The following is an 8,628-nucleotide window of genomic DNA, read 5'->3' on the forward strand; positions in this document are numbered from 1 at the left end:
AACCACGCTGGCCGAACGCAGGCTTTGGAGCGTGGGTAAACCGGCAGGACGCCGGTTTAGCCGCGATGGGCCAAGGATGGCCCATGGCGGCGGCCCACGGTCCAAAGCCTGCGTGAGGGCACACCGAAGCGTGAGCGAGGTGCCGAGTGGTGGGGCAAGAGCCCTTTGCTTACTTTGGGGCTTTTCCAAAGTGAGCCGCTGTAAGAGCGGAACCCATAGCAGCCGTTACCCAAATAACGGATATGTACCCAGCGGCCCCGAAACAACCACAGCACTCAACCAATACCTATGCTGCAAAACTCCCCCATTAGTTCCGCGCACCCAATAAAAAACGGCCTCATCAAGAGGCCGTTTCTTTGCAACTGACTACTTACGTACGCATCCCGCGCCCGCTCACCAGCAGCCGCGCACAACCGATATACAGCACCACAGTGGCCACCAGCATGAAGGTGATCGCCACGCTGATCTTGATATCCGACACGCCCAGGATGCCGTAGCGGAAGGCATTGACCATGTGCAGCACCGGGTTGGCCAGCGACACCGTCTGCCAGAACGGCGGCAGCAAGGTGATGGAGTAGAACACCCCACCCAAGTAGGTCAGCGGCGTCAGCACGAAGGTCGGAATGATCGAAATATCATCGAAGTTGCGCGCAAACACGGCGTTGATAAAGCCCAGCAGCGAGAAGATCGTTGCGGTCAGCACCACCACCAGAATAGTCAGCCCCAGATGATGCACTTGCAGGTGGGTGAAGAACAGTGACAACAAGGTCACAATCACGCCAACCATCAAGCCACGCAGCACGCCGCCCAAGGTGTAGCCGATCAGAATCGTGTGCGGCGACACCGGCGAGACCATCAGTTCTTCGATGGAACGCTGAAACTTGCTGCCGAAGAAACTGGAAACCACGTTGCCGTAGGAGTTAGTGATCACCGACATCATGATCAGGCCCGGCACGATGTACTCCATGTAGGTGAAGCCACCCATGTCGCCGATCTGACGGCCGATCAAGTTACCGAAAATCACAAAGTACAGGACCATGGTGATCGCCGGCGGCAGCAAAGTCTGCGGCCAGATCCGGGTAAAGCGCTTCACTTCGCGGTAGACGATGGTCTGCAGCGCGACAATGTTGGGTTGCAGTTCCGAACTCATAACGCCACCTTCGCCAGGTTTTTCTCCACCAGGGACACGAACAACTCCTCAAGGCGATTAGTTTTATTACGCAGGCTCAGCACTTCGATGTTCTGGGCGGCCAATTGAGTGAACAGCGCGGTGATGCCCATGGCTTTGTCCACCTGGACTTCCAGGGTGTGGGCGTCGACCAAGCGGCTTGGGTAGCCGAGCAGTTGCGGCGCCACCGACAGGTTGTTCTTGACGTCAAGCAGGAAAGTTTCCACATGCAACTGGCCCAGCAGGTTACGCATGCTGGTGTTCTCGACGATGGTGCCGTGGTCGATGATGCCGATGTTGCGGCACAGCTGCTCAGCCTCTTCCAGATAATGGGTGGTGAGGATGATGGTGATGCCCTTCTCGTTCAGCTCGGTGAGGAAGGTCCACATTGAGCGACGCAGCTCAATGTCCACACCTGCGGTCGGCTCGTCGAGGATCAGCAGACGCGGTTCGTGCACCAGCGCGCGGGCGATCATCAGGCGACGCTTCATGCCTCCCGACAGCGAACGCGAAGGCACGTCGCGCTTGTCCCATAGGCCCAGCTGGGTCAGGTACTGCTCGGCGCGTTCCTTGGCGATTTTCGCTGGAATGCCGTAGTAGCCGGCCTGCGTCACGACGATGTCGAAGGTTTTTTCAAACTGGTTGAAGTTGAATTCCTGGGGCACCACGCCGATGCAACGCTTGAGCGCCGCCGGGGATTTGTCCAGGTCATGACCGAAGATATTCACCGTGCCGCTGGTCTTGTTGACCAGGGTCGAGAGGATGCCGATGGTGGTGGATTTGCCAGCGCCGTTGGGGCCGAGCAAGGCGAAGAAGTCACCTTCGGCAACGTCCAGATCGATACCACTCAGGGCCTGGAAACCGTTGCCGTAGGTTTTGGTTAGCTGCCGGATGGACAGAGCGGAACTCATATCGGAATACGCACCAAAGAAGGGAATAGGAACAGTAGATGAGGGCGCAGCCCAGGTAGTTCAACGGCGGCGCATGGCAGGCATGTTGCTTGCCCGCGCCGCACAAGTACAGTCACCCGTATTAATAGTGGGTATTAAGTCAACGCGGTCATCACGGCTTTGCGGTAGGCCGGGCGCTGTTGCAAGCGTTGGTACCAGGCCTCTAAATGGGGCATCGACGGGCGTTCGATGGGCATTTCAAACCAGGCATAAATGAAGCTGCCCAGCGGGATATCACCCATGCCGATCGCGTTGCCCGACAGATACGGCTGCACGGCCAGTGCCTGCTCGACGGTTTGGAGCACATCAATACAGGCCTGACGCCCAGCGTGGATGGTGTCCCAGTTCTGTTTTTCCGCCGGGGTGCGCAGTACGCCCCAAAACACGATCTTGAACGGTTCGGCGAAGGTCGACGTGGTCCAATCCATCCATTTCTCGGCATTCGCCCGCGCTTGCAGGTCGCTCGGGTACCAGTTCGAGGCCTGCTTGGCGCACAGGTACCGCACGATGGTGTTGGACTCCCACAGCACAAAGTCGCCATCTTCGATCATCGGCACCCGGCCATTGGGGTTCAGCGCTCGGTATTGCGGCGTGTCGACCACACCAAAAGCCCCGCCCGCATCAATTGCTTCATAGTCCAGGCCGAGTTCCTCGGCGCACCACAGTGCTTTCCTGACGTTTGATGAATTCTTACGACCCCATATTTTCAGCATGACCGCGCCCTATTGGTGATAAACATGGCTTGATGAACGCAGCAGCATACGCCGGTTCACGTGCGGCTTAAATCGCCCTGCATATCACCCAACAGTATCGGCATATCCTCGGCAAACAGGTGCGGGTAACACTGCTGAATGTGTGCGAAGAAAAACGCCTCGGGCACGTCAGAAAATTGCCCGTGGTCCAGTACATATTCCATCGAGCGTTGGCCCTGGCGGTTGAATGCGTGGAACACGCTGTCGTTGAGGCCATCGAATTCCAGCGGCGGCACATCAAACAACGCGCACAGCTGGCTGTTGAACGCAGGCGTAGCTTTGACCCAGCGACCGCGCAGGTAAAACTCGGTATAGCCGTGCATGGCGAACACATCGCTTTTGAGCAAAGCAATCAGGCGTGGCGTCGACAGGTGGTTGCGCACATCCGCCAAGCCAATGCGCGCCGGGATGCCGCAGTGGCGGGCGCAAGCGGCGAGCAAGGTGGCCTTCGGCACGCAGTAACTCTCACCTGCAGCCAGCGCGAAGCTGGCGCTCAAAGTGCCTGGGTCGCGACTGAAGGTGTAGGGGTTGTAGCGAATCGCCTCACGTACGGCGTAATAAAGACTGACTGCCTGGTCACGCAGATCCGCGCTGGGACCGCGATGTTTTTCCGCGAACTCCACCACCGCAGGGTGGTCACTATCGATGAAGCGGCTGGGACGCAGGTACGTATCCATGAGCGTTATCTCCGAAGGAAGCCTTGAGTCTAACGACAGGTTTGCCCTTGCGATAACGACGATTCGGCCAAATGTCGGCGCCTGGTGGTCGGTGCTTCCTGTACAACTCGTTACACGCTCATCACTGCGCTTTTTCGGATGCCGACTAAGCTCCATGGTGGTTTCGCCCCTGGTTTCACGGAGGATTGAATATGCTGTTGTTGTGGATACTGGTTCTGGTGGTCGGCATTGCCTACCTGGCACACCGCCGCACCGCGCCCCTGCCCGCCCTGGGCGTGGTCGCCGTTTACTTGCTGGCGATGGGCGCCTGGAGCCATGCACCGGGTTGGCTGCTGCTGATCTTCTGGGTGTTGATCGCGGCCGTGGCCCTGCCCTTGCTGCTGCCCGACCTGCGCCGCCAATACTTCACCAAACCGCTGTTCAGCTGGTTCCAGAAAGTCCTGCCGCCGATGTCCGAGACCGAGCGCGACGCGATTGATGCCGGCACCGTGTGGTGGGATGGCGAACTGTTCAGCGGTCGCCCTGACTGGGACAAGTTGCTGGCCTACCCCAAGGTGCAACTGACCGAAGAAGAACAGGCCTTCATCGACGGCCCCACCGAAGAACTCTGCGCGATGGTCAGCGACTGGGAAATCGGCCAGGCCATGGACCTGCCGCCCGCTGCCTGGGAACACATCAAGACCCACGGCTTCTTTGCCCTGATCATTCCCAAGGAATACGGCGGCAAGGGCTTCTCCGCCTACGCCCACTCCCAGGTCGCCATGAAACTCGCGACCCGCAGCGGCGACCTCGCCTCCACCGTGATGGTGCCCAACTCCCTCGGCCCAGCCGAGCTGCTGCTGCATTACGGCACTGACGAGCAACGCAACCACTACCTGCCGCGCCTGGCGCGTGGCGATGATATCCCCTGCTTCGCGCTGACAGGCCCGCTGGCCGGCTCCGATGCTGGCGCCATGCCCGACACCGGCGTGATCTGCAAAGGTGAATGGGAAGGCAAGGAAACCCTTGGCCTGCGCCTCAACTGGGAAAAACGCTACATCACGCTCGGCCCGGTCGCGACCCTGCTGGGGCTCGCGTTCAAGGCGCATGACCCGGACCACCTGCTGGGCGATAAAGAAGACTTGGGCATCAGCCTGGCGCTGATCCCCACCGACACCCCCGGCGTGGAAATCGGCCGCCGCCACCTGCCACTGGGCGCGGCGTTCATGAACGGCCCCAACTCGGGCAAAGACGTGTTCATCCCCCTGGAATTCCTCATCGGTGGCCAGGAGATGCTCGGCAAGGGCTGGATGATGCTGATGAACTGCCTGTCGGTGGGCCGCTCCATCTCCCTGCCTGCAGTCGGCACCGGTGCAGCCAAGTTCACCAGCCTGGTGACCGGCCAGTACGCCCAGGTGCGCGAGCAGTTCAACGTGCCGCTGTCGGCCTTCGAAGGTATCCAGGAAGCCCTGGCGCGTATCGGCGGCAATGCCTGGCTGATGGACAGCGCACGCATGCTCACCGCCAACGCGGTGGACCTGGGGGAAAAACCCTCGGTGTTGTCAGCGATACTCAAGTACCACCTCACTGAGCGCGGTCGCGAATGCATCAGCCATGCCATGGACGTGCACGGCGGCAAGGGCATCATCATGGGCCCGAACAACTACCTGGGCCGTAACTGGCAGGGCGCGCCAATCTTCATCACCGTGGAAGGCGCAAATATCCTCTCGCGCAACCTGATGATCTTTGGTCAGGGCGCGATTCGCTGCCACCCGTTCGTGCTCAAGGAAATGGCCCTGGCGGGTCGTGAAGACCGGGACCAGGCACTCAAGGAGTTCGACGGCCTGCTGATGCAACATATCGGTTTCGCCGTGAGCAACGCCGCGAGCACTTTGGTACTGAACCTGGGCGTTGGCCACTTCGAAAAAGCCCCGGGCAACCGCCTGAGCCAAGGTTACTTCCGTGCGCTGAACCGCCAGGCCGCCGCGTTCGCCTTGCTCGCCGACTTGAGCATGATGTTGCTGGGCGGCGAATTGAAACGTCGCGAACGCCTGTCGGCGCGCCTGGGTGACGTGCTGAGCCACATGTACCTGGCGTCGGCCGCACTCAAGCGTTATCACGACCTGGATTCGCCGGACCATTTGGAACCGCTGTTCGCCTGGGCGATGGAAGAAAGCCTCGGCGAGTCGGAGCGCGCGTTGGATGAGCTGCTGAGCAACTTCCCGAACAAGGTGCTCGGCTGCCTGCTGCGGGTCATCGTGTTCCCGTTCGGGCGTCGCCATACCGGGCCGTCCGATGCACTGGACGCCGAAGTGGCGGCGGTGATCGGTCGCGCCAAAGGCGACCCGACCCTTGAAGAGTTGCTGGCCGGTTGCTATCGCCCACAATCGGCGGAGGATCCGGTGGGTGCCCTGCAACACGCCTACGACCTGCTCGGCGCCAGCCACCCGTTGCAGAAAAAACTGCACGCGGCGCTGAAAAGCGGCCAGGTCAAGCCAAGTGCCGGCGAGCATGCCATCGATGCCGCGCTGCATGCCGGCGTGCTGCAGCCGGGCGAAGCGCAAACCCTGCGCGACGCCGAAGCGGCACGGCGCAAGGTGATCGACGTGGATGACTTCAGCAAGGAAGAGCTGACCCAGGCTGAGGGAAAAGTCCGCTGAGTCGAGCGGTCATATAAATACGGGCGCGTGAGCTATATACTCTCGCGCCCGTTTTTGCTTTGAGGACTTATCTCGTGTCCAACGTCGTTGCCGATCATCTTGTCTTGCTCGACCACTTGCGCAGCATCCTGGTTGCCGTCGGCGAAGCCGAACAGGTGCCCGAGGAAAGCCATACCCTGTTCCTGGAGCGTTTCGACGAATTGCGCGCCCTGCTGCCGATCGACCCGATCGAAAGCCAGTACCTGGGCCAGGACATAATGAGTCAGGTTATCCTGCGCTACCCGCAAATCGCCCACCTGGTGCCGCGCGACCTGCTGTGGTTCTTTGGCGGTGACTGCCTGCACTTCATGCCGGATGAAGAACTGGACCTGTACCAGGCCCTGGAAGAACGTCGTTTCGAAGCCGAACAGAACGACGAACCGTTCGACTGGAACCAGGAAAAACAGCTGCTGGCCATGCCGCAGGATCAAAGCAAGCACTGATCCCAGCGAACAAACGCTCTTCTGTGGGAGCTGGCTTGCCTGCGATGGAGTCGCCCCGGTTTTGACTTCCAGACCGAGTCGCCTGCATCGCAGGCAAGCCAGCTTCCACATGAGCCAGCGCCCACAATCAGCGTCGACGCAACGTCGGCTCCTTCGCCATACACGCCACCAGATAATCAATAAACACCCGCAACTTCGGCGGCAAATACCGCGTCGGCGAATGCAGCAACCACGCCTCGCCATGGTAGGACGCAATAAAATCCCACGCTGGCAACACCTGCACCAACCGCCCCTGCTCCAGCGCATGCCGCGCGGTGAAATACGGCAAGCTGCCAATCCCCACATGCTGCAACACCGCGTCCAGCCTTACCCCGGTGTGGTTCGCCGCATAGCGACCGCGCACCCCGACCGTCACCGCCTTGCCGCCCTGGCGGAATTTCCAGCGTGAATCGCCCGGGGTTTCGCCCAGGTAAATACAACTGTGCTCAAGCAAATCATGCGGATGGCCCGGCGTGCCGTGCTCGGCCAGGTACTGCGGGGTGGCGCACAGCAAATGTTCGATGGGCAACAATTGTCGGCCAACCAGACCGGGAGGCGGGCTGTCGGTGATGCGGATACTCAAGTCGACATTGTCGTCGATCAGGTCTACATGCCGGTCCTCAAGAATCAACTGCACATCCACCTTCGGATAACGGCGCAAAAACTCCGGCATATGCGGATGCACCACAAACCGCCCGACTGCCTTGGGCACGCTGACCCGCACCAACCCTTCGGCTTCGTGGGTGAACTGGCCGCTGATTTCCATCACCGAGCGCGCCGCGTTGACCATTTCCTGGCACCGCTTGAACACCTCTTCACCGCCCTCGCTCAGGCGCAGTTTGCGCGTGGTGCGTTGCAACAGGCGCGTAGCCAGTGCCTGTTCCAGGCGTGAGATGCTGCGGCTTACCGCCGAAGGCGAAACGCTGAGTTGCCGCGCCGCTTCAGAGAAGCTGCCGGTTTCCACCACTTTGACGAAAATCGCCATTTCACCCAGCAGCGGCAAAGGAAGATTGATGCTCATGACGCACAGGTCCATTGATAATTGAACGGATTATCACCCATCCGCGCACTATTTATACTGCCCGTAGAACCCTGATGCGGATGTAAACGATGACCGAGCGCCTGTTTTTTACCCACGACCACCTGACTGCCGAGCTTGAAGTGCTGGCCTGTACCCCGCACGAGGGCGGGTTTGCCGTCACGTTGCAGTCAACAATCTTCCACCCGCAGGGCGGCGGCCAGCCCTTCGACACGGGCTGGCTCGGCGACAGCCAGGTGCTGCGCGTCACCCAGGAAGCCGATCGCGTGGTGCACTACGTCGACCAGCCGGTGGAGCCCGGCCCGATCACCGCACGGGTCGATGAACAACGCCGCGCCCTGTACACGCGCCTGCATTCCGCCGGGCACCTGATTGGCAATGCAGGGGAAAGCCTGGGCTGGATGCCGATCAAAGCTCATCACTGGCCAGGCGAATGCAAGATCACCTTTATTCGTGGCGAAGCCGCACAAATCATGGACGCCGAGGCGATTCAACAACAGATTAACCAATGGATCGCCGCGGACTACCCGCGTCACATGGCCTTGGAAGATGGCACCCGCGAAGTGGGCTTCGGTGAATTACCCGCCTACGCCTGCGGCGGCACGCATGTGCAGGCTTTGAGCGAGTTGGGCGAGGTGACGATACTGGGCTTGTCGGAGAAAAAGGGCACGTTGTCGGTGCGCTACGAAATCACCTGAAACGACACACGCGTTTTTGTGGCGAGCAGGCTTACTGTGGCGAGCGGGCTTGCCCTTATGCCGTTCAGTTAAGCGAACGCAATGCCCAAAGCAGCGAAGATTAAATGTGGGAGCGAGCTTGCCCGCGATGACCATGGGTATCTACGCAACTTTTTGTGTTGCGCTAAGTTTTTGACCGGGTTTT

8 protein-coding genes are annotated in these 8,628 nt (G+C 60.1%); 3 read left to right on the top strand and 5 right to left on the bottom strand.

Going from position 1 to position 8,628, the window contains the following annotated elements:
• Positions 1-370 precede the first annotated feature (370 nt).
• The 4 genes from E0F99_RS27155 to E0F99_RS27170 all read right to left on the bottom strand — a co-directional run bounded on the left by E0F99_RS27155 (position 371) and on the right by E0F99_RS27170 (position 3,547).
• Entirely contained in the window at positions 371-1,150 is a 780-nt protein-coding gene (locus E0F99_RS27155; protein ID WP_083359292.1) for an ABC transporter permease, read from the bottom strand.
• A complete protein-coding gene (locus E0F99_RS27160) occupies positions 1,147-2,079 on the bottom strand; it encodes an ABC transporter ATP-binding protein (protein ID WP_083359293.1) in 933 nt (310 codons plus the stop codon). The genes E0F99_RS27155 and E0F99_RS27160 overlap by 4 nt, the downstream gene beginning before the upstream one ends.
• Positions 2,080-2,213: 134 nt before the next feature.
• Positions 2,214-2,831 carry a glutathione S-transferase family protein gene (locus tag E0F99_RS27165; RefSeq protein WP_083359294.1) on the bottom strand — a complete coding sequence of 206 codons (618 nt, stop codon included), beginning with the start codon at positions 2,829-2,831 and terminating at the stop codon, positions 2,214-2,216.
• A gap of 56 nt (positions 2,832-2,887) precedes the next feature.
• A complete protein-coding gene (locus E0F99_RS27170; RefSeq protein ID WP_083359295.1) occupies positions 2,888-3,547 on the bottom strand; it encodes a transglutaminase-like domain-containing protein in 660 nt (219 codons plus the stop codon).
• Positions 3,548-3,738: 191 nt separating this feature from the next.
• On the opposite strand from E0F99_RS27170, the gene E0F99_RS27175 reads away from it, so the two are divergent.
• Together E0F99_RS27175 and E0F99_RS27180 are read left to right on the top strand one after the other, a co-directional pair.
• The gene (locus tag E0F99_RS27175) at positions 3,739-6,186 is read left to right on the top strand and encodes an acyl-CoA dehydrogenase (RefSeq protein WP_083359296.1); all 2,448 of its coding nucleotides are present in this window, start codon (positions 3,739-3,741) and stop codon (positions 6,184-6,186) included.
• A gap of 74 nt (positions 6,187-6,260) precedes the next feature.
• A complete protein-coding gene (locus E0F99_RS27180) occupies positions 6,261-6,668 on the top strand; it encodes a PA2817 family protein (RefSeq protein WP_083359297.1) in 408 nt (135 codons plus the stop codon).
• 127 nt (positions 6,669-6,795) lie between these two features.
• On the opposite strand, the gene E0F99_RS27185 is transcribed toward E0F99_RS27180, so the two are convergent.
• Complete coding sequence (locus E0F99_RS27185; protein WP_083359298.1) at positions 6,796-7,728, bottom strand: LysR family transcriptional regulator; 933 nt, start codon at positions 7,726-7,728, stop codon at positions 6,796-6,798.
• An 89-nt stretch (positions 7,729-7,817) separates the two neighbouring features.
• Here E0F99_RS27185 and E0F99_RS27190 point away from each other — a divergent pair, with 89 nt between their 5' ends.
• On the top strand, positions 7,818-8,444 hold the full coding sequence (locus E0F99_RS27190; RefSeq protein WP_083359299.1) for an alanyl-tRNA editing protein: 627 nt from the start codon (positions 7,818-7,820) through the stop codon (positions 8,442-8,444).
• Positions 8,445-8,628: the final 184 nt, after the last annotated feature.

The sequence above is a fragment of the Pseudomonas antarctica genome (assembly GCF_900624995.1).
Classification (GTDB): domain Bacteria; phylum Pseudomonadota; class Gammaproteobacteria; order Pseudomonadales; family Pseudomonadaceae; genus Aquipseudomonas; species Aquipseudomonas antarctica.

What these genes read in the sequence shown, in the direction of transcription:
- E0F99_RS27155 (WP_083359292.1), bottom strand. Translation starts at nt 1,150, where the DNA reads ATGAGTTCGGAACTGCAACCCAACATTGTCGCGCTGCAGACCATCGTC.
- E0F99_RS27160 (WP_083359293.1), bottom strand. Translation starts at nt 2,079, where the DNA reads ATGAGTTCCGCTCTGTCCATCCGGCAGCTAACCAAAACCTACGGCAAC.
- E0F99_RS27165 (WP_083359294.1), bottom strand. Translation starts at nt 2,831, where the DNA reads ATGCTGAAAATATGGGGTCGTAAGAATTCATCAAACGTCAGGAAAGCA.
- E0F99_RS27170 (WP_083359295.1), bottom strand. Translation starts at nt 3,547, where the DNA reads ATGGATACGTACCTGCGTCCCAGCCGCTTCATCGATAGTGACCACCCT.
- E0F99_RS27175 (WP_083359296.1), top strand. Translation starts at nt 3,739, where the DNA reads ATGCTGTTGTTGTGGATACTGGTTCTGGTGGTCGGCATTGCCTACCTG.
- E0F99_RS27185 (WP_083359298.1), bottom strand. Translation starts at nt 7,728, where the DNA reads ATGAGCATCAATCTTCCTTTGCCGCTGCTGGGTGAAATGGCGATTTTC.
- E0F99_RS27190 (WP_083359299.1), top strand. Translation starts at nt 7,818, where the DNA reads ATGACCGAGCGCCTGTTTTTTACCCACGACCACCTGACTGCCGAGCTT.